Origin of the sequence: Luteolibacter rhizosphaerae (assembly GCF_025950095.1) — a bacterium.
GTDB lineage: Bacteria > Verrucomicrobiota > Verrucomicrobiia > Verrucomicrobiales > Akkermansiaceae > Haloferula > Haloferula rhizosphaerae.
The window spans coordinates 422,728-443,607 of sequence record NZ_JAPDDR010000003.1 but is presented as its reverse complement, the minus strand read 5'-3'; the positions used below and the strand labels follow the sequence as shown (position 1 = coordinate 443,607).

Below are 20,880 nucleotides of genomic sequence, written 5' to 3'. Positions count from 1 at the left end.
CCCGGGAGGGGCGCTAGAGAATAGAGAGCGGCGATGCGAGGGGTGACAGCGAGCCGCCGGAAGGACGAGAGTCTTTCCGCTACATGAGGGTGTGGCGAGCGCGAGAGGTGCTTCGCCCGACCGTCCAAGCGGACTGAAGTCCGCGCTCCCGGGAAGGCCGCTAGAGTTTAGGAGACGGCGATGCAGAGGAGCGCGCGAGCTGCCGGAAGGACGAGAGTCCTTCCGCTACATGAGGGTGTGGCGCGCGCGAGAGGTGCTTCGCCTGACTGTCCAAGCGGACTGAAGTTGTCCGATCAAACGGGTCAGTCGGACTTCTTCGCTGCGCGAAGTTCGCGTAGCCGATAGGCTTGAGATGAGGCAAACGACGAGGGTTGCTTCTGCGGGCCGGAGGCTCCGCGCTCCCGGGGATTAGCCGGGGAAGACGGTCTCGGTGGCTTTCTTCCCACCACCGCCGCGGCCGAAGTCGTCGAAGAGGTCCTTCGAGCTGACATAGATCATGACGCCGAAGAGGAGGAAGACGAAGCAGAGCTGGATGTACTCGAGCAGCCGGACGCGGACGGGGCGCTTGGCGATCCACTCCATGATGGCGAGGACGATGTGCCCGCCATCAAGGACGGGGAAGGGCATCATGTTCAGGATCGCGAGGTTGATATTGATCAGCACCAGGAAGGCGATGATGCGGAGGATCGGGTGATCCATGAGGAGGAAATTGTACTGCACCTTGCCGATGCCGATGGGACCGCTGAGGTGCTGGATGCCGATGCTGGAGTCCGGCGAGACCACGGCGACGATGGTGAGGACCATCATCCGGACGGTTTCCTGCATCTGCTGGATCGGGCTGGGCTTGACGATATCCTGGCGGACGTCGGCACGGATGTCCTGGCCGATGCCAATGCCGATCTGGAAACGGGGCGGATCCGAAACGGGGCTGACGGGAACCTGCGGCGTGACGGTGGCAGTGGCCACTTCCTCCCCGCGCTTGTAGCGGAGTTCGAGCGGATTGCCGCCGTTCTTCTGGATGAGGAAGAGAGCTTGGTTATCGGAAACGATTTCCTCCCCGTTGATGGCGAGGATGACGTCGTCCTTCTTGAGTCCGGCCTTCTCCGCCGGGGCATTCTTGCCGACGACATCGCTGATGATCACCGGGGCGGTAGCGATGGGCTCGATGCCGACGCGACGCGGTGCACGGCGCTGGTACCACTCGGTCTTGGGAATCTCAAACTCGGAGTGCAGCGTGAGCTTGCCGACATCCGGGCGGTCCACCTTGAACTCGATGTGACTGCCGCGGCTGGTCATGATGTTCAGCTGGATGCTGTCCAGCGTGCCATCCCAGCTATTCACGGGCACGCCATTGACGGCCTCGATGACGTCGCCGCGCTTGAGTCCGGCCTTGTCGCCAGGACTGCCGGGCTCAACCCAACCCACGGTCTGGGTAGTCCAGACTTCCGCGGGCTTGCCGATCACCCAGACGGTGCAGGCGGCTACGAAGGCGAGCAGGAAGGAGAAGAGCGGGCCGGCGAAGGCAACGATGATCTTGTCGAGCGGCTTGATGGGCGGCAGCGGCGCGCGCTCGAGATTGCCGCCTTCGATGGCTTCCATGGGCGCCATCTGGGGCAGAGCGACGAAGCCGCCAGCGGGGATCCAGCCGAGGCCGTATTGGACGCCATTGATGGTCTTGCTCCAGATCGGCTTACCAAACCAGATCTGGAAGCGGTCGATCTTCAGGCCGCGCCACTTGGCCGCCCAGTAGTGGCCCAACTCGTGGACGAAGATGATGAGATTGAAGATCGCAATGACCACGAGGATCAGGAGCGCGGTCTGCGAGAGTTTGACGAGAGCTTCCATGAAAGAGGGCGTGCGCCGCTATCCTAGCTGCGACTGTAAATGCTTCAAGAAGTTAAACCTTGCGCGACTCCAACAACTGTTGACGGGGCGGGGCGGGAATTCCGATAATCGGGAGCGTGGCATGGCGAATCGACGAAGCGCTGGAGCGCGGCGAGATCGACAACACGGTCCTAGGCAAAACCACGGGGCTGCTGTGGATCCTCGGTCGCGAGCAACCGGTGGCACTCGATCTGACCGGTGACTGCTGGCGCGACCTCGCGGGGACGCGTTTGAAGTTCCGCAACCCGACGCCGAAGCCACAGGCAAACATGGATCTCTTCCCGCTCCAGCAAGGAGTGGTGGGCGACATGACGGCCTCCCGGAAGAACAAGGTACCGACCGTATCCGACGAGGAGTTCGCGGCAATGTATGCGGCGCGGCAGAAGATCCCCTTCTGCTGGAAGAACACGCTCTATCTGGAGTGGTTCAGCGAGGCGAACGGGCGGGTGGTGATCGAGACCTGCGACTTCGAACTCGAGCTGTCCGAGCGGCAATGGGAAATGGATGAGGACGAGGAGGAAGCCCAGAAGCTGGCTAACATGCAGGCGATGAGGGACTTCATGAACAAGCTGGTAAGCCGGATCGAGCCGGCGGACCGGAGCTCCGAGAGCCTGGAGGAAGAGGACGAATTCCAGTGGGAGGAGCGACTGAAGGAATCCGACCGGCTGGCGGATGCGTATCAGGAGGTGCTGGAGAAGTATCTGGATGATCCGGATGCGGAGCGGAAAGAGGCCTTCGCGATGGGTTGGGACGGCCTGCTGGAATCGATGGCGCAGGAGAAAGAGTCCCCCACCCCACCAGAACCGGGCTGGCAGCCGGAGGAAAGCGAAGATGAGGGCTGGGACCCGGAGGCGGAGTTCCGGCAGCACCCGCTGCAGGAGAAGGCACAGGATCTGGTGCTGCGCAGCTACGACCTGACCCGGGCCGCAGGCGAGCACGCGGCGGCGATCACCCTGAACACCGCGCTGATGCAGGTGGCCGGAAAGCTGGCGGGAGCCCTGAACGGCGACTACGAGCGCGAGACGGGCTACGTGCTGGCAATGCTGAAGCGTTGCCTGTGCTGGCAGAACGATGCGCTGGCGGCCTGCGGCGAACTGGTGGCGGTCGCGGAGGACCCGGATCACGGCCGGGCCTTGGAAGCGCTGCGCGATTCGATTTTCGAGATCCGAGAAGAAATCGTGAATCTGCGAAAAGAACTTAAGGAAAATTAAGCATTTGCATCGTTCTGATTCTGAATTACAAAATTTCGCCATGAAGAAGCTGCTTCTGCTGGCGGCCGCCGTCGCCGTCTCTTCACTGACTTCCTGCAACACCGCCATCGGGATCGGGCGCGATTTTCGCCAGCTCGGGATCGGGATGGAGAACAAGGCTCACGGGCGTACCTGGGATGGTGGCCAAGAGCAGCAGCAGGACAACCTGCCGACTTACTGAGCGGCCCGCCAGCCCTCGCGGTAGCCGCTCCTGAAGTGGTCGCGGACGGCTTGGGGAACCTCCTTCGCGAGACTGCGGTCGGGATCCATGGAAAGGTCGGCGAGTTTATCGCGCTGGCCTTGTTTCATGCCTAGCTCGCGAGCGCGGGCTTGGCTCCACGGGTTGTCATTGGGGCGGCGATAGCCGTCCTCGTAGCCGCGGAGGTATTCACGCTTACCAAGTTCGACGCGCTCGCCGGGACGCGGGGAATGGGGCCGGCCTTGGCGTTTGTCGCGGCTGCCATCCGAATGACCGGAGCGATAGGCGGCGGCCTCACTGCCGGACCAGCCGGAGGAGTCCACTGGAGCGACTCCAGTGGCTGGCGCGGGAGGCGTGCATGCCGCCAAGAGGGCCGCAGTGCCCAGCACGAGCGCGATCCGATTCGGCCATTTCGAGACCGGCTGCTGGAGATTCAGCCGTTGTCCATGGAATCGCTGGAGAGCCTGAAGGGGAGCGGGCAATCTCATCGTTCCCTTGAGATAGGATCTTCATGAAAGCACGTCCAGTTCTCCTCTTCCTGCTGTCACTTGCGGCGGCGCGGGCCGACCACGGCAACCTGGCCTCCTTCAACGAGCTGACGGGCCGTTGGTACGGGGTGGCGAAAACACCGGTGCTGAACGAGACGGTGGAGGTATCGTGGGCACCGGATGGATCGGTGCTGCTCTTCGCGGTCGATACCGCAGAAGGGAAACGGCTGATGAAGCTGGATCCGGCACGGGGGCAGAGCGAGGCGGCGGTGCCGGGGAGCCCGGCTTTCAAGGAATTCCGCGCCGGGGAGAAGGGCGGGATCTTCCTGCGGGTGGAAGAAGGATGGCGCAAGGTCGAGGGCGAGAAGCTGAACGAGGCCGAGCCACCGGAAGGACCGCCGCGGCGCGATGAGCGGAGGCGGCGGGGCCCGCGGCCAGCAGAGAGCCGCCAACACGTCTCCTGGCAATCGCCGGACGGTCGCTGGGAGGTGGCGCTGCGCGAGGGCGCGGTACTGCTGAAGGACACGAAGGAAGGCAAGGAGCGGGAGCTGGCGAAGAACGACGATGGCGGCGAATTCCGTGGCGAGCCGGTGTGGGCGCCGGATTCCTCACGCTTCGCGATGTGGAAGGAGAAGGATGTGGAAGAGCGGATCGTGCACTACATCGAGTCCTCTCCGAAGGACCAGCTGCAGCCGAAGCACTTCACGCGGGAGTATCCGAAGCCGGGCGACACGATCGATACGCGGGCACCGTGGGTTTTCTCGACGACGGGTGAGGAGCCGATCGCGACGGATGCTGGGCTGATCGCGAATCCCTTCGAGTGCCGGGAGCTGGGATGGCGGCAAGATTCGCGGCGGCTGACCTTCGAGTACATCGAGCGCGGCTTCGGGAAGCACAACATCATCGAGATCGACAGCACGGAGCGGAAGCAGCGGGTGCTGGTGCGGGAGGAGAGCGATACCTTCGTGTTCGTGTACGGGAACGCCTTCCGGCGCGAACTGAACGATGGCGAGGAGATCCTGTGGATGTCCGAGCGGGACGGGTGGAAGCATCTCTATCTGCTGGACGGTCGCGATGGCTCGACGCGGCGGCAGCTGACGAAGGGCGAATGGGTGGTGCGCGAGGTGGAGCAGGTGGACGAGAAGAACCGCGAGGTGCTGCTGAAGATCTCCGGCTGCTACAAGGAGCAGGACCCCTACTACATCCACTACGCGCGGGTCTCGATCGATACGGGGAAGCTGGTGCCGCTGACGGAAGCGAACGGGACGCACGACCGTTTCGAGCGCTCACCGGACGGGAAGTACTATGTGTGTCGTTGGTCGCGGGTGAATCAAGCGCCGGTGACGGAACTGCGGCGCTGGGAGGACGGCAAGCTGGTGACGGAGCTGGCGAAGGCCGACGATGCGAAGCTTCGCGCAACGGGATGGCCGATCGCGGAGCCTTTCGTGGCGAAGGATCGCGAGGGAAAGTTCGACATCCACGGGATCATCTGCCGGCCGCCGGACTTCGACCCGGCGAAGAAGTATCCGGTGATCGAGAACATCTATGCGGGGCCGCAGGATTCCTTCGTGCCGAAGGGCTGGAATCCCTGGATGATGCCGAAGCACGAGATCGCGGTGCACGGCTTCATCGTGGTGCAGATCGACGGACGCGGGACGGCGAACCGTTCGCGGGAGTTCCACCACTTCTGCTACAAGAACCTGAAGGATGCGGGCTTCCCGGACCGGATGGCGTGGATGAAGGCGGCGGCGGCGAAGTATCCGCAGATGGATCTGGAGCGGGTGGGAATCTTGGGTGGGTCGGCCGGCGGACAGAACGCGCTGGGGGCGATGCTCTTCCACGGCGATTTCTACAAAGCGGCGGTGGCGGACTGCGGCTGCCACGACAACCGGATGGACAAGATCTGGTGGAACGAGCAGTGGATGGATTGGCCGATCGGACCTGAGTATGCTGACAACTCGAACGTGACACATGCGAAGAACCTGAAGGGCGCGCTGCTGCTCACCGTGGGCGAGGTGGACACGAACGTGGACCCCTCATCGACGTACCAAGTGATCAACGCGCTGATCGCGGCGGACAAGGACTTCGAATTCCTGCCGATGACGGGGAGGAATCATGGGTCCGGGGAGGAGAGGTACGCGCAGCGGAGACGGGTTGATTTCTTCAAGGCGCATCTGGGCGGAGAGAGGTGAGGAAGGCACCACGAATCACGCGAATGGGACGAATCTTGATGGAGTCGGGACGGGTGGAAGGAACCGCGGAGACGCAGAGGTCGCGGAGGGATCGCGGAGGTTTGGAGGGGGGGGGAGTTGATCAGGGGTAATCTTTGGAGGGGGCGCCGAGGCAACCCTCTTCGGGGTTGGTGATGTTTTCGGGCGATACCCAAGGTAGGCCTGCGGCCAACCCTGGGCTGTAGGAGGGAACGGCGTTGCCGTTCTTGGAAGAAGAGTGGCGGCAGGTGGCGAATCGTGTTAGGGTGAAGGATGACTGCTCGTGTCTTTCTACTGCTGCTGCTCCCGCTGACGGGGGCGGAAACAGGCGAGGTGCGGCCCGGCGCGATCGCGAAAGAGGATCTGAAGGAATACGATTCGCTGACAGGCCAGCGGAAGAAGATCGTGGACGAGGCGCTGGAGCTGGCGGCCCGGGATACGTGGATCAAGTATGTCTTCGGCAGTGCGGATCCGGCGAGCGGAGGGCTGGATTGCTCGGGGTCGGCTTATTTCGTGCTGCAGGAGGCGGGAATCCAGCCGCCGCGGAGCTCAGCGGCGCAGTTTACCTGGGTGAAGGAGGCGGGAGATCTGACGGAGGTGCCAGCGGGGACGACGACGCTGAGCTCGGAGGTCTTCGCGAAGCTGAAGCCGGGGGACCTGCTCTTCTGGTCCGGTACCTATGAGCCGAAGGATGGACGCGAGGTGCCGGTCTCCCACGTGCAGATTTTCCTAGGACATGAGAAAGCGAGCGGGAAGCCGGTGATGGCGGGGGCGAGCGAGGGCCGGACTTATCGCGATACGAAGCGGGCGGGCTACGGGGTGTTTGATTTCAAGCTTCCGAGAGCAGGATCCAAGGGGGTATTCTTGGGCTATGGATTGCCGGAATAGCCCGTTCGGGTAGGGGGACATGGAAATGTCTTGCGGATTCATAAGAAACGATACTTTCATTGCTTTCGCGCCGCTCAACCCACGGTGCTAACCCATCATGTCTCCCGTTTCAGACACCGTTTTCCGGGCGCTCGAGTCGTTCCGTATCGAGACCCCGTCGTGGGGCTATGCGGACACGGGGACCCGCTTCGGAAAGTTCCATCAGCCGGCGGCGGCGATCGATCTGAACGACAAGTTGGCGGATGCGGCGCATGTGCACCGGCTGACGGCCTGCTGCCCGACGGTGGCGACGCACGTGCTGTGGGACTTCGCGCCGGGGACGGAGGCGAGTGTGGTGGCGGCGAAGGCGGCGGAGCTGGGGATCAAGATCGGCTCGATCAATCCGAACCTTTTCCAAGACCAGCTCTACAAGCTGGGGTCCGTGGGGAGCCCCTTCGAGACGGCGCGGGATCAGGCGCTGGCGCATATCCTAGACTGCATCGAGATCGGGAAGGCGACGGAGAGTCGGGCGGTTTCGCTGTGGTTCGCGGACGGCACGAACTATCCGGGGCAGGACAGCATCCGGGCGCGGAAGCAGCGATTCGAGGCGGCACTGAAGGAGGCGCATGCGCGGCTGTCCCCGGAGCAGATCCTGCTGGTGGAGTACAAGCCCTTCGAGCCGGCCTTTTATCAGACAGACTTGGCCGACTGGGGGATGTCCTTCCTGACGGCGAAGAAGGCAGGGCCACAGGCGAAGGTGCTGGTGGATACGGGGCATCACTATCTCTCGCAGAACATCGAGCAGATCGTGGCTTGGCTGCTGGACGAGGAAATGCTGGGCGGCTTCCACTTCAACGATCGCAAGTATGCGGACGACGACCTGACCCTCGGCTCGATCGATCCCTATCAGATTTTCCGGATCTTCCACGAGATCCACAGCTACGCGGCAGATCACGGCGGGAAGTATCCGGAGATCGAATACATGATCGACCAATCGCACAACCTGAAGCCGAAGATCGAGGCGATGATCCAGACGGTGTGCACGGCGCAGGAGCTGTACGCGAAGGCGGCACTGGTGGATCACGCGGCGCTGCAGCAGGCGCAGCGGAAGGGCAACATCGTGGATGCGGAGAGCTGCCTGAAGAAGGCCTTCAACACGGATGTGACGGAAGCGATCGCGGAGTGGCGGAAGTCGAAGGGCCTCGACGCGGATCCGCTGGCGGCGCACCGGGCTTCCGGTTACGCGGAGAAGGCGGCGGCGGAACGCTCGAAGCGACGGCAGGAACTTGGCATCGCAACGGAGCATAGCTATGCGTGAGCACGACGCCTGACGGCAGCTCCAACGCGTGAACCCAAGCGCCTTGAAAACCCTGCTCCAACTTTCCGATGTCCGGAAGTCCTTCGGTGCCGTGCGCGCACTGAAGGGTGTTTCGTTCGACCTTTTGGAGGGAGAGGTACACGCCCTACTGGGCGAGAACGGCGCGGGTAAATCGACGCTGATCAAAGTGATCACCGGGGCGCATGCGCCGGATGAGGGCGTGCTGAAGGTGGGCGAGGAGACGCTGTCCGCATTGACGCCTGCCCATGCGCGGGCGCTGGGGATCGCGTGTATCTATCAGCAGCCGGCGCTGTTTCCGGATCTGAGCGTGGCGGAGAACATCGGGCTGCGGCTGAAGAAGCCGAAGGCCTTCTCAATCGTGAGCAGGGGCGAGCAGCGGCGGAAGGCGCTGGAGCTGCTGAAGCGGGTGGGTGCGGAGATTCCGCCGGACAAGGAGGTGCGCGAGCTCTCGATGCCGGAGCAGCAACTGGTGGAGATCGCGTGCGCGCTGGGATCGGGTGCGAAGATCGTGATCATGGACGAGCCGACGGCATCCCTGACCCAGAAGGAGCAGCACTTGCTCTTCGGCGTGGTGAGGGACCTGCGGGCGAGCGGTGTGGGCGTGGTGTATATTTCGCACCGGCTGGAAGAGATCTTCGCGCTGGCGGACCGGGTGACGGTGCTGCGGGATGGCGAGAGCGTGGGCACGCACGCGGTGAAGGATTTGAACGAGGCGGCGATGATCAAGCTGATGGTCGGTCGCGAGGTGGCGACGCTGTATCCGCCTGCGGAGGGCGAGCCGGGAGCGACGGTGCTGTCGGTGAAGGAGCTTTGCTGCAAGGAGAGCGGGGTGCGGGATGTGTCGCTGGAGGTGCGGGCGGGAGAGATCGTGGGGATGGCGGGGCTGGTGGGCGCCGGGCGCACGGAGCTGGCGCGGATCCTCTTCGGGATCACGCCGGCGGATGGCGGGGAGATTTTGTTAGAGGGCAGGCCGGTGAGGATCGGTTCGCCGCGGGAGGCGATTGCGCAAGGGATCGCGTATGTGCCGGAGGACCGGCGGCGTCACGGGGTGATTCTGGAGATGCCAATCGCGCACAATATTTCGATGGCGGTGCATCCGGTGCTGTTCCGCGGGAGCTGGCTGCGCGGGAAGGCCGAGACGGATCTGGCGAAGAAGTTCATCGCGGACCTGGGAATCAAGGCCTATGGGCCGGAGGCTCCGGGTGGTAGCCTGAGCGGCGGGAACCAGCAGAAGGTGAGCGTTTCCCGCTGGCTGGCGACGAAGCCGAAGTTGCTGATCCTGGACGAGCCGACGCAGGGTGTGGATGTGGGCGCAAAGAGCGAGATCCACCGGATCATCCGCGAGCTGGCGAAGGAGGGACTGGCGGTGCTGATGATCTCAAGCGATCTGCCGGAGGTGCTGGGGATGAGCGACCGGATCGCGGTGATGCGGGAAGGTACGCTGGCTGCCGTACTTCCGGGCGGGAGCGATGCGGATACGGTGATGGCGGCGGCGCTGGGGCAGCGCGGGAAGGAGGTCGCATGATCGGGAAGTATTCGCGCGAGCTGACGGTGGCAGTGGCGCTGGTGCTGCTATTCGTGGCGCTGGCGGTGTGTGCGCCGAATTTCTTCGACGGGCAGCCGCTGCTGTCGCGCTTCACGGCGCAGATGCCGGCGCTGGTGGCGGCGATCGGGATCACGCTGGTGATCATCACGCGGCAGATCGACATTTCGATCGGGGCGCAATTCAGCATGTGCGCGGTGGTCGCGGGGGTCGTGGCGGGAGCGGGGATGCCGCTACCGGTGGCGATGCTGGCGGCGGTGGGCACGGGTGTGGTGATGGGTGCTTTCAACGGCCTGCTCGTAGCGGGGCTCGGGCTGCCGAGCATCGTGGTGACGCTGGCGACGATGGTGACTTGGAACGAACTGCTGCGGCTATGGCAGCAAGGACGGCTGATGCCGCTGCCGAGCGGGGTGCAGTGGTTCGGGATGAGCCAGGCGGGCGGGCAAGGTATCGTGATCTGCTGCTCGCTGGTGCTGCTGGTGTTCTTCGCGTGGGCGATGCGGAACTTGGCGCTGGGGCGCTACGTGTATGCGACCGGCACGGATGCGGAAGCGGCGCGACTGGCGGGAATAAATCCGCGCTGGATGACCTTCGGCGTCTTCACGCTGAGTGGTGCGCTGGCGGGAATCGCCGCGGTGCTGAACATGGTGCAATCGCCGCAGGTGCAGCCGAGCGCGGGCGAGGGTCTGGAGCTGAAGGTGATCGCGGCGGCGGTGGTGGGCGGAGTGGCGATCACGGGAGGCCGAGGCAATTTGATCGGTGTGCTGCTGGGCCTGATGCTGCTGGTGAACGTGAACCCGGCGCTGACGCATTTCCATCAACCGCCCTACTGGGAGCGGGCAATCCAAGGTCTCGTAATCCTTCTGGCCGTGGTCTTCGACGGACTGCGCCGGAGCAAGAAGTGAAACACCATGCCGGACGCGAAACCCTTTTCGATTAAAGCGCTACTGGCCCGCCACGAGGTGGTGCTGCTGCTGGTGATCGCCATCGAGGTGGTGATCTTCAGCATGCTGGGGCGGAAGTTCACGGATGGCTCCAACGTGGCGAACATCTTCCGGCACTCGACGGAGATCGGGCTGCTGGCGCTGGCGATGACGCCGGTGATTCTAACAGGCGGGATTGATCTCTCGGTGGGATCGATGATGGGACTGTGCGCGGTGTGCTTCGGCATGCTGGTGAAGGATGCGGCGCTCTCGCCGGTGGTGGCTGGGGCGATCTCGATCCTGATCGGGGCAATGGGTGGCGGGGTGAATGCCTTCCTGATCGCGCGGCTGAAGCTGCCGCCGCTGATCGTGACGCTGGGGACCTTCTCGCTGTTCCGTGGGTTGGCGGAAGCGCTGACGAAGGGATCGAGATCTTATTCGGGTTTTCCTGACTCATTCTTGGCCTTGGGCAATTCTTCGGTGGCGGGTTTGCCGGCGCAGGTGTGGATCTTCCTGCTGGTCGCGGTGGGGATCTACCTGCTGGTGCATCACACCAGCTTCGGGCGCTCGTTCCGGGCGATCGGGTATTCGCCGGAGGGATCGCGCTATGCGGGGTTGCCGGTGGGGCGAAACGTCAGCCTGGCCTATGTGTTGGCCGGGGCAATCGCGGGACTGGCGGCGGTGATCTTCGTGGCGCGGCTGGGTGAGGCGCGGGCGAATGCGGGAATCGGCTACGAGCTGCTGGCAATCACGGCAGTGGTGCTGGGCGGCACGAGCATCTTCGGCGGCTCCGGCTCGGTGATCGGCACGCTGCTGGGCTATGTGGTGATCGCGGTACTACAGAACGGGCTGAAGCGGATCACCAGCATCGAGATCTTCGACCGGCCGATCTCGAACATCTCCGCGGAGCTCTCCGGAATGCTGACGGGGCTGCTGCTGATTGTGGCGCTGGCGGTGAACCCGCTCGCAAGAATCCTCGCCACGCGGCGTTCCCGCAGACAGGCTATTCTCAAACCTTAGATCGAACTCAACCCATCAACCCAAGCTCCCGTGAAACGCACCCGCTTTCTTCTCTGCTCGCTCGCTGTCTGTGCCGTGCCCTTCTTGGGTGCTTGCAAGAAGTCCGGTGAATCCGCCGGTGGCGGCGAGAAACTGACGATCGCCTTCCTGCCGAAGAGCAAGGGCAACCAGTACTTCGTGACCTGCCACAAGGGTGCGGAGAAGGCAGCGGAGGAGATCGGCGCGGAGCTGCTCTTCGACGGGCCAACGAACTCGGATCCGGCGAAGCAGAACGAGATCGTGGAGAACTGGATCTCTCTGGGCGTGGATGTGATCGTGGCGGCTTGCGAGAACAAAGAGGGACTCTCGACGGCGCTGCGCAAGGCACAGGCGGACGGGATCAAGGTGATCACCTACGATGCGGACGCACTGCCGGATGCGCGGACTTTCTTCGTGAACCAGGCGACCGAGCAGGGCATCGGCGATGCGCTGTTGGATAACGCGGCATCGCTGGTGGGGAACCAAGGCGAGTTCGCGATCATCACGGCGAATCTCACGGCCGCGAACCAGAATGCGTGGATCGCAGCGATCAAGGCGCGCCAAGCCGAGAAGTATCCGGACATGAAGTTGGTGGACATCAAGCCCTGCGACGACCTGAAGGACAAGGCGCAGCAGGAGACCACCAACCTGCTGAGTGCCTACCCGAACCTGAAGGCCGTGATCTCCGTGTGCTCCCCGGGCGTGCCCGGAGCGGCGGAAGCGGTGAAGCAGGCGGGCAAGACCGGCACCGTGAAGGTCGTGGGTCTGGGTCTGCCGAGCGAGAACAAGGCCTACGTGAAGGAGGGTGTGACCCAATCGGTAGTCCTGTGGAAAGTCGAGGATCTCGGCTATCTCGCGATCAAGGCGGGTGCCGCGCTGGCGGATGGATCGCTGAAGAAAGGCGATACGGAGTTCAATGCGGGCAAGCTGGGAACGCTTAAGGTGGAAGGAGACAACATCCTCTTGGGCACCCCGTTCTCCTTCACGAAGGAGAACATCGATCAGTTCGATTTCTGATCACCCACATTGAAGAAGATTATTATTCTTGCACCAAACGAGTGTGGCAACAGCAGCGGTTTCAAGATCGGTCGGGTCCATCTTCCTAACCTTCCCAAAAGCCTCTTCCCTTAGTTGAATTGAAATAAGTCGAAGCGTAGAGGGATTCCTCAAGAGCCGAGCCGCCTCTTCACGACAGGACGCATGCTCCTCTCTTAAGGGAGGCCAGACTTTCGGGCTGAACTTCCTATGAAGAAAAAGCTCTTCAATGCGACTTTGGATGGATTCTTGATATTCCTTCGATGATCCAGAGCATCTCCGCTTCCAAGTGTCTGCCTCGAGCGTTTGTCCCACCAGCTGTTTCGACATTGGATGAACCCCCTGCTCCAAAGCTTCCGGAAGCCGAAACATTAGGATTCCCTTCTTTTTAAGATATTGACTCCTAGCCATACTAGCGAGGAGACGTCCTTGAAGATCGCGTCCATGACCACTTTCTCTCTGATGAACTAGAAGATAGTCGAGTAACTGAGAGAGATCCACCTCTTTCATAGGCGTGGCAAATAGATCGCCACGAACAAGATCGTGAACTTTGGAATCAAGCTTGAAAGCGATCCTTCTCTTCCAAATAGTGTGGCTTCGGATATCCGGCAGTTTCTCGATGTTCTCAACGCACCAATCGGGCAGAACCGCCAGAAATGCATTCAAGATGGTCTTCCGAGAAGGTGCATATTGAAGCCGACTCAACATTTCTCTAACATAAAGAAGTTCATCGTATGCTGCCTCGCTAAGATGAAGCTCCGCAGAGGAGAACGGGGACGGGGAGAGAGACATCAAAAAGACCTATAGCTCTCATAGAAGAAATAACTAGTTATTTCTAAAAAATGAGATCTTGCGCTTTAGATTATATACTACTTTTAAGAACTAACTGGGTGTGCGAAGTAATGTCCGCCCGAAGACAAAACTCACTTCACCCAATCCACTATGACGATCTTCATTTCGGATCTTATGAGGATTTTCCACTCCATTCCTCCCGAGCTCTTACCAGACGCTTTGACAGCAATCACCATTCTCATCGCAGTCGGAGTTCTCAAATGGATAGCCCAAGTTTTGGGAATAATAGCCCTCACTGAAAAGAGCGATGCCGCCACTCGTCTGGCGATGTTCTCTATCCTGTTCAACCGTCGATCTCCCAATCCAGATCCTTCGACGCGCCAAACTAAGAAATCTAAGAAGCCAGCCTCCCCCTCGGACCAGTAGAAGGCCACCTAAGTATCCGAGATGTCGGCCTCCACGCATAGCCAACGGCAAGGGAGCGATAGTATCATATGATACTATCAAAATTCAACGGCTCGGGGCGCCATCGACTCAATTCACCTTCACACGGTAGAAGGACTTGCCGAAGGGGGCGTTGAAGTCGCGGAAGATCCTTACTTGGGCTCCGGAGTTGGGATCGAACTCCATTTGCATGAAGCCGGCGTGGTTCCACTGGTTGAGGTCGGTAGAGACTTCGACCTGATAGTTGAAGAACTGGAGGTGCGGGTAGCGAAGGACGGGGATGCCATTTTCGCGGGTGATTGTCAGGCCACCGGGGGCGGGTGGCTCGTAGGACCGGAAGCTGAGCGGGATATCGAAGTTCGGTTCATCAGCATCGTTGCTCTCCAAGCGTAGGGTGGCGGTCTTGTTGCCGGTGGTGGAGAAGTTGGTTCTGACCGTGATCTTGGCCGTAGCACCAGGGGCGATGATCAGGGAGCCGAAGGGGAAGGTCTGAATCGGATCGACCGAGATGTCGCTGCTGGCTCCGGGGAGAAGGCTTGCCGCGGTGACTTCGAGATCGGTGAGCCCGTCGTTGTAAATGGTGATCGGCCAACTCTTGTTCGTGGATACCGGCACATCGCCGAAGTTCAGTGGGGCGCCATTCAGGGTCTCGACCAAGGCGGTATCCTCCCCGGTGTAGACGGCGATCTCCTGAGCCGAGTTGGCGTTTCCGAGGGAGTAAGCGCGTGCCACCCCGGCCAAGCTGTAACCGGCGACCATGGCCGATCCATCCAAGGAGATCTTCGGGTAGCGGGTATCACCCAGATACTCCGTCTCCGGATTGTTGCGACGGAACCAGGTCCTCCCGATTCTTTGGTAGAGGACGATCCGGTTGGTCTCATCGAGCGGTGAGATCGCCGCAGTGAGGGCGAGCAGGTTGCCGGAAATGGCCACCGATTCTCCCAGGAAGATATTGCGCTGTATCGCCGGATTCACCCGGATGCTCGTCTCATGCCCCCAAGAGCCGCCATTGCGCGTGAAGACATAGGCTGCCCCATGCTGATAGGCCCCCGGTTTCCGGTTCACGGCTCCGGCAAGGATCTTGTCGGTATCGATCGCAACCGCCGTCCCCATGGCCTCATTGGCTGTCGGCTCGGGAGAGTGGAGTTTCGCCTGCTGGTTCCAGAAGGCTCCAAAGCCACTGAAAACGTAAACCGCTCCAACATTCTGGACGCCATCCTTGGTCGCCCAGCTAGCACCCGCCGCGATCTGATTGCCCTTGATCGCGACGCTGCCTCCGAAGCCTTCCTGCGGCACCATCCCCGAACTGAAAATCTTGGTTGGCCCGGTGACTCCGCCTTGGTTCACCTGATAGACCCACAGGGCCCCCACCACCGATGGTCCGAACACTTCACCGGGCACACCGACCACCAAAACCCCGCCGTCCATATCGATCGGAGATCCGATGAAATAATAGCCCAAGGGATTCGGCTGAATGGTCTCCTGATGATTCCAACTGGATCCAAAGGTACGGAAGATCTGGATCGATGAGGTATTGGACGGACTGTTGTCGAACTGGGTGACCACGGCGAGTACGTCTCCCTCGATTGCCACAGCTGCGCCAAAGCCTTCGTTATCGTTCGGAGTCGACGATGTGAGGCGGGCTTCCTGTGCCCACGTGGTCCCGGTCTTTCGGTAGACGTAAACCGCGCCCGAGTTCTGAGCCGGAGCAGATGGCTCTCCCAAGGCTGAGACCGCGGCAAGATTTCCGTTCAAGTCGACGGCAGTCCCATAGCCATTCCCCGGTGAAGGGAGAGGGAGGGTCTGAGTATTCACGATCAAGGGATCAATCGTGATCGGATAGACCGCCTCACGGTCATTCACGATCCATGCCACTCCGCCATCGATGGCAGCGAGCGAAGCATCGAGAATCTCGCCACGGGAATCCCATGCCTTGATGTCCTTATAGGCGTAAGCGGTGGTGCCGTCCTTATCTTTGAAAGCGATGTTGCCCGAGGCATCGCGAGCCGAACTCATGCCTTCGATCGTGAAGGGGATCTCAAGCTGCACCCCGGCATCGGCAGGGCGGGCGGCAAGGGTCATACCGTGCTCCAGGCCGCGGGGACCATTCTCGAACCACTCGCCCGATCCATCGGCCCGCTTGTAGCTGATGCGCGAGCCTTGAACGGTAATGGACGCGGTCTGGGTGGAGCGGCTGGCGATCTTAAGGTCTCTGGCACCGTCCGCATTCCGGATCAGGACGCCATCCTGCTGGAAGCGGGCGCTATAGGACTGGCCGGGATTGTTCGCGAAGTAGAGCGAGCCCTCGTTCTTAGGGAGGAGGCTTTCCTCGCCGCTGATCGGGCGGATCTGATGGAAGGATGCAGTGACTACCTTCGCAAGGTCCGGGTGGGCATTGAGAGATTCCGAGTAGGAGGAAAGGTGGGGGGCAACCGGTGCCGGAGACGATGCGGCGAGGGAGGAGGATATCTGCCCGGAAGGCGTGCCGGCGGACTGCGAGCTGAAGTGCAGCGGGAGAAGGGCGATGGCAGCCAAGAGCAGCCCGGCCGCCAGGAGATAGCGGTTGATTCGGTTCATGGTGGAAAGGGAGAAAGCGGCGACATAACAGCCGAATATCCGAGCAAGCTCAAGGATGAGAATCGGAGGGCGCGAGACGCACCCTCTCCTTGGTGCTTCGCCCAAGTGGAGTTCAGGGTTGGGACCTGAGTTCCTTCGCCAGGCGATCGAGGCCTTGAAGATTGACGCGCAGCGTTGCTTCCGCATCGGCGGTGTCGATGTGGTTCAGAATTCCGACGGGGCCTTTCCAACCGCTTCGGAGGACATGTCGGATCATGGTGGCTTCTTGGTCGCCATGGCCGATGGGGTGGATCTTCATGCCGCGTGCTTCAGCATCAGCGAGCATGCCGTTCAGATTGAGGGCGAAGAGATGCGGCTTCATGAGATCGAAGAGCCGGGGGAAGTCCGCGATGTGATGGTGGCCATGGTGGAAATTGTAGACCATGCCGACATGCGGCAGGTCGAGGGCTCGGATGATAGCAAGCTGGTTGTCAGGCTCGCCGAACCAGCCGCCGTGGTTGTAAAGCGCGAGCTTGCAGCCGAGGGCTTGCGCTTCCAAGGCGAGCGGGCGGAGCTGATCCGCCGCGGCTTTGACCTTGGCCGTTTGATCGGTGTTACCAAGGAGAGGTTCAGGGATCAGGACCCACCATTGAGGGTGAATCTCATGACGACGCATGACTTCGATGATCTTGCGGCAGGTAGGATCTAGCGATCCGGGCATCCACCATGCAGTAATCTCGATGCCGTGACGCTGCATCGCCTCCACCTCGGCATCAAAGCTGGCGATGTGCTCCTCGCGCCAATCGTAGGCGAGCTTGTGGATACCGAGGCGCTTCAACATCAGGGCGCGTTCCTCCGGGCCGCGCTTCTTTGCATCGAAAGGGACGATGCACCAGGCCATGAGATTGTCCGGCTGGAGCAAGGTGGTGTCGAGAGCGCGGAGAGGAAGAGCGGACAGCACGAAGAGGGCACACAAGAGAAGCCTCCGGGTCATCACTCCTCAACGACTACCACAAGTGCGGTCTTGCGTTGATGCCCGATTTAATGATCCGTATCAGAGCCCCCGCATTCCATGAGCATCCCCTCGAAGGTTCAGTTCAATCCGCGATGGAAAGAGGAACTCGTCTGCATGATGGACGGGAGGCAGTTCATCATCGAGATGACGATGGGAGTCTACACTGCCTACCTGCCGAGCGAGGCGAAGTGGGAACAGGCGGCCCCGGAGTGGGCGGCGGGACAATGGGAAAGAGTGCGTGCCGATGCCGCCGCATGGTGTGAGGGACAGAAGATGCCGCTGGTGATCGAGGATCGGGCGTGGATTCACTTCGAATGATTCAAACGGGCCGGGTGGCCCCGTGAAGACTTTCCGGGAAGGTGTAGACGCATGAAGGGCTCCCATGATGCAACAACATCATGAAGGATCTCAGCGACGCACAATGGGCCCATGGGCTGGCCCGGATCGGATTGGGGATCAACATCGCGCTGCACGGGTGGACACGGATTCCGATGATCCATGAATTCGCCGCGGGGATGCGCGTGAAGTTCGAACCGAGCTTCCTGCCGGTGGGTCTGGTGGGACTGAGCTCCTACGGCATCGTAATCGCCGAATCGGTGATCGGGGCGATGCTGCTGGCCGGGTGGCAGATGCGGGCGACGCTGATCGCCGGTCACCTGCTGATGTTCACGCTGCTCTTCGGTGCTTGCTCGGTGCAGGACTGGGGAGCGGCGGGGATGCAAATGGTGTATCTGGCGTTCTTCTCGGTGCTGCTCGCGACCCGGAGATACCAAGCGCTGTGCGTGGACCCGAAGTACTAGAGCTCCAGCATGTGGGCCACGTGTGCGGCAGTCAGCTCGCCCATCGTGGTGCAATCGCGGAAGATGTCCGTGTGATGATACTTCGCCAGATCCGCCGCAAGTGAGGCCACATGGTGGGAGGGAGCGATCTCATCGCGCCGCATGATGCCGAGCAGGCCCTTGAGACGGCCGCCCTCAACCTTCGCACGCCGGGTCATCTGGGCGTGCTCTTCCGCGACATACTGGTCGATGGTCTTCCGATTGAGGACATCGAAGGCCAGCTTGGTGACCGTCTTGTTCGAATCGAAGCGGTAGGCGAGGTAGGTCTTGCCGCGGCGTTCGTAGCTCTGTTGGTCGAAGTCGATGGGGCGGACGCGGTACTGGACCTCCTCGAAGTCCGGGGTGATATCGACGACGTAGTTCACGCTGCGCATGTCACCCAGCAGGCGGATGAAGCAGCGCTCGTTGAACTTGGTGAACTCCTTCGCGATGCGGACCTTGTTCAGTTCGGGACGCGGGAGGTGATTGGCGAGGAATACATCCCCGGGAACGCCGGCGATGTGTTCCTCGATGAGGGTGTTGCCATTGACGAGGTAATTGATGCGGTTCGGCGAGAGGATGTGCTCGAGCTCGAGGCCGTAGATGCGGGAGGCATCCGCCTGCTTCACATAGAAGTAGTCGGAGTTGTCGTTGTAGAGGTTGGTGATGCGGATGCGGAAGGGGCGGGAATTGCCGAATTCGCCGAAGTCGATGCGATCGACGGTGAGGTGCTCGTGCAGGTCGGTTTCCCCGCCGATCTTCAGCTCCGCATAGATCTTGGTGAGCTTCGGCCGGAGCTCGGCCATGAGATCGGGATCGTAGTAGACCGTGAGCCAGAGGGTCTCTTTTCCGCGCGGGTCCTCATAGGGCATGGAGCCGACGAAGCGGGCGAGATCGTCGTAGACCAGCGGGATGTCCCGGAGGCGGTCGAAATGATAGAGATACTGCCGCAGCGGCGCGGAAACCTCGTACTTGATCTTGCGGCGGGAGATCACGGGCTGAGCGTGAACGAAGCGGCCGCAAGAAACCAGAGACAAGAATGTGGCGGGCCCCGGGTCTCTCAGTCGGTCTTCAGGACGAAGTCCTTGAACTGGACGACCATGGCGGGGCCGGCGTGGATCTGGAGGGCGAGGATGCCTTCCTTCGGCGCGTGGGCCTCGTCCTTGTCGGTGACGTCGACGGTCTGCTTGCCGTTGATGAAGTGCTGCACGTGGTTGCCCTTGGCGACAATCTTGTAGTCGTTCCAGTCCTCATGCTTGATGGCGGCCTGGATCTCCTTGGAATCGCCGACGGTGCCGGTGGCCTTGGGTTTGGAGTCGGCTCCAATCTCGGTCTTTTGCCCGCGCTCGGCGAGGATACCGCGGCCGCGCTCCTCATAGAGGATGCCGCTGTAGGTGGTGCCGGCCTCGAAATCCGCCTGATAGCCGGAGACAATGGGGCCGGCGGCACCGTCCTCGAGCTTCTTCGAGCGGTACTGGACGCCGCTGTTCCCCTTCTCGATGCGGTATTTGAAGGTGAGCTCGAAATCGCCGACAGTGCCGTCTTTCCAGACGAGGAAGGTATTGTGGGCGATCTTGGTTTCGCCCGAGTCGCTGGTCTTGCCAGTGATGGCGCCGTCCCGGACCGACCAGAGCTTGGTATTCCCCTCCCAGCCGCTGAGGTCCTTGCCATTGAAGAGTTTTGTCTCTCCGGCGTGAAGGGAGACAGGAAGGAGCAAGGCGGTAAGGAGAAGGGATTTCATGGATTTCTCAGGAAAGTTCCCCTTACGGTGGCGGACTCAGGAAGTTTTACAAGGAAGCACGGCGGCGGCGAGCGCACCCGGTGACTCACAACAGGGTGCTGCGGGAGTAGAGAGCGAGGACGGGGATACCGCGTGCCTCGATGGCTTGCCTGCCGCCTTCCTCGCGATCGACGAGGACGAGGGCGAAAGCGACCTTACCGCCCTCGCGCTCGATGACGTCGATGGCTTTGAGCGTGGAACCGCCGGTGGTGATGACGTCATCGACGACGATGACGGTCTGGCCGGAGGCGAAGTTGCCCTCGATCTGCTTGCCGCGGCCGTGGCCCTTCGGCTCCTTGCGCACGGTGAAGACCTGCAGGGCTTCCTCCGGATGCTGCGTGGCGCTGGCCATCCCGACGGCAAGCGAGATGGGGTCGGCCCCGAGGGTCATGCCGCCGATGGAGTCGATCTTGAGGCCTTCCGCCTGGATTTTTTCACGGACAGCCGCCCAGCCGAGCCGGCCGATCAGATTCGCGCCGAAGGGATCGAGGGCGGTGACGCGGCAATCGATGTAGAGATCGCTCTGCGCGCCGGAGGCGAGGGTGAAGGTGCCGGTGCGGACGGACTTCTCGAGGAGGATGGCTTTGAGCGCGGCGGCGGTATCGGACATGCGGGGAGAGTCCAGAGGCACGGGCCAAGAGTCCAGACGAAGTAGGGCGGGATTTGGGTTCGACCGCGGGGGGAGGGGCGGACAGGATC

General features: G+C 61.7%; 19 protein-coding genes. 11 read left to right on the top strand and 8 right to left on the bottom strand.

Translation table 11 applies throughout. The features are described from left to right. Positions 1–408 precede the first annotated feature (408 nt). Positions 409–1,845: an RIP metalloprotease RseP gene (gene rseP, locus OJ996_RS07520; RefSeq protein ID WP_264512852.1), complete on the bottom strand. Its 1,437-nt coding sequence runs from the start codon at positions 1,843–1,845 to the stop codon at positions 409–411. Positions 1,846–1,961: 116 nt separating this feature from the next. On the opposite strand from rseP, the gene OJ996_RS07515 reads away from it, so the two are divergent. Further along, positions 1,962–3,095, top strand: a complete 1,134-nt coding sequence (locus tag OJ996_RS07515) for a hypothetical protein (protein WP_264512850.1) — start codon at positions 1,962–1,964, stop codon at positions 3,093–3,095. Positions 3,096–3,135: 40 nt separating this feature from the next. Next, positions 3,136–3,315 (top strand): hypothetical protein, encoded by a 180-nt coding sequence (locus tag OJ996_RS07510; protein ID WP_264512848.1) that lies wholly within the window; start codon positions 3,136–3,138, stop codon positions 3,313–3,315. Here OJ996_RS07510 and OJ996_RS07505 read toward each other — a convergent pair. Further along, the gene (locus OJ996_RS07505) at positions 3,309–3,821 is read right to left on the bottom strand and encodes a hypothetical protein (protein WP_264512846.1); all 513 of its coding nucleotides are present in this window, start codon (positions 3,819–3,821) and stop codon (positions 3,309–3,311) included. The two genes, OJ996_RS07510 and OJ996_RS07505, sit on opposite strands and share 7 nt — an antisense overlap. 23 nt (positions 3,822–3,844) lie before the next feature. On the opposite strand from OJ996_RS07505, the gene OJ996_RS07500 reads away from it, so the two are divergent. The 7 genes from OJ996_RS07500 to OJ996_RS07470 all read left to right on the top strand — a co-directional run bounded on the left by OJ996_RS07500 (position 3,845) and on the right by OJ996_RS07470 (position 12,758). Continuing rightward, a complete protein-coding gene (locus OJ996_RS07500; RefSeq protein WP_264512844.1) occupies positions 3,845–6,013 on the top strand; it encodes a S9 family peptidase in 2,169 nt (722 codons plus the stop codon). A gap of 291 nt (positions 6,014–6,304) precedes the next feature. After that, positions 6,305–6,919, top strand: a complete 615-nt coding sequence (locus tag OJ996_RS07495) for an NlpC/P60 family protein (RefSeq protein WP_264512842.1) — start codon at positions 6,305–6,307, stop codon at positions 6,917–6,919. Positions 6,920–7,016: 97 nt separating this feature from the next. After that, on the top strand, positions 7,017–8,216 hold the full coding sequence (locus OJ996_RS07490) for a sugar isomerase (protein WP_264512840.1): 1,200 nt from the start codon (positions 7,017–7,019) through the stop codon (positions 8,214–8,216). Positions 8,217–8,259: 43 nt separating this feature from the next. Beyond that, entirely contained in the window at positions 8,260–9,762 is a 1,503-nt protein-coding gene (locus OJ996_RS07485) for a sugar ABC transporter ATP-binding protein (protein ID WP_264512838.1), read from the top strand. Further along, positions 9,759–10,685, top strand: coding sequence for an ABC transporter permease (locus tag OJ996_RS07480; RefSeq protein WP_264512836.1), 927 nt, complete (start codon positions 9,759–9,761; stop codon positions 10,683–10,685). Before OJ996_RS07485 ends, OJ996_RS07480 begins: the two co-directional genes overlap by 4 nt. A 6-nt stretch (positions 10,686–10,691) precedes the next feature. Beyond that, positions 10,692–11,723 (top strand): ABC transporter permease, encoded by a 1,032-nt coding sequence (locus tag OJ996_RS07475; RefSeq protein WP_264512834.1) that lies wholly within the window; start codon positions 10,692–10,694, stop codon positions 11,721–11,723. Between the two features lie 30 nt (positions 11,724–11,753). Further along, a complete protein-coding gene (locus tag OJ996_RS07470) occupies positions 11,754–12,758 on the top strand; it encodes an autoinducer 2 ABC transporter substrate-binding protein (RefSeq protein ID WP_264512831.1) in 1,005 nt (334 codons plus the stop codon). On the opposite strand, the gene OJ996_RS07465 is transcribed toward OJ996_RS07470, so the two are convergent. From OJ996_RS07465 to OJ996_RS07455, 3 genes are all read right to left on the bottom strand, one after another. Continuing rightward, on the bottom strand, positions 12,759–13,568 hold the full coding sequence (locus OJ996_RS07465; RefSeq protein ID WP_264512829.1) for a hypothetical protein: 810 nt from the start codon (positions 13,566–13,568) through the stop codon (positions 12,759–12,761). It lies immediately after the preceding gene. 534 nt (positions 13,569–14,102) lie between these two features. Continuing rightward, complete coding sequence (locus OJ996_RS07460; protein ID WP_264512827.1) at positions 14,103–16,589, bottom strand: hypothetical protein; 2,487 nt, start codon at positions 16,587–16,589, stop codon at positions 14,103–14,105. Positions 16,590–16,701: 112 nt separating this feature from the next. After that, positions 16,702–17,562, bottom strand: a complete 861-nt coding sequence (locus OJ996_RS07455; RefSeq protein ID WP_264512825.1) for a sugar phosphate isomerase/epimerase family protein — start codon at positions 17,560–17,562, stop codon at positions 16,702–16,704. Between the two features lie 78 nt (positions 17,563–17,640). Here OJ996_RS07455 and OJ996_RS07450 point away from each other — a divergent pair, with 78 nt between their 5' ends. Together OJ996_RS07450 and OJ996_RS07445 are read left to right on the top strand one after the other, a co-directional pair. After that, positions 17,641–17,901: a hypothetical protein gene (locus tag OJ996_RS07450; RefSeq protein WP_264512823.1), complete on the top strand. Its 261-nt coding sequence runs from the start codon at positions 17,641–17,643 to the stop codon at positions 17,899–17,901. An 80-nt stretch (positions 17,902–17,981) separates the two neighbouring features. Continuing rightward, positions 17,982–18,383, top strand: coding sequence for a hypothetical protein (locus OJ996_RS07445; RefSeq protein WP_264512821.1), 402 nt, complete (start codon positions 17,982–17,984; stop codon positions 18,381–18,383). Here OJ996_RS07445 and OJ996_RS07440 read toward each other — a convergent pair. From OJ996_RS07440 to pyrE, 3 genes are all read right to left on the bottom strand, one after another. Next, a complete protein-coding gene (locus OJ996_RS07440; RefSeq protein WP_264512819.1) occupies positions 18,380–19,396 on the bottom strand; it encodes a hypothetical protein in 1,017 nt (338 codons plus the stop codon). The genes OJ996_RS07445 and OJ996_RS07440 overlap by 4 nt on opposite strands. Before the next feature lie 65 nt (positions 19,397–19,461). Beyond that, a complete protein-coding gene (locus tag OJ996_RS07435; protein ID WP_264512817.1) occupies positions 19,462–20,142 on the bottom strand; it encodes a 3-keto-disaccharide hydrolase in 681 nt (226 codons plus the stop codon). Between the two features lie 85 nt (positions 20,143–20,227). After that, positions 20,228–20,791 (bottom strand): orotate phosphoribosyltransferase, encoded by a 564-nt coding sequence (gene pyrE / locus OJ996_RS07430; protein ID WP_264512815.1) that lies wholly within the window; start codon positions 20,789–20,791, stop codon positions 20,228–20,230. Positions 20,792–20,880 lie beyond the last annotated feature (89 nt).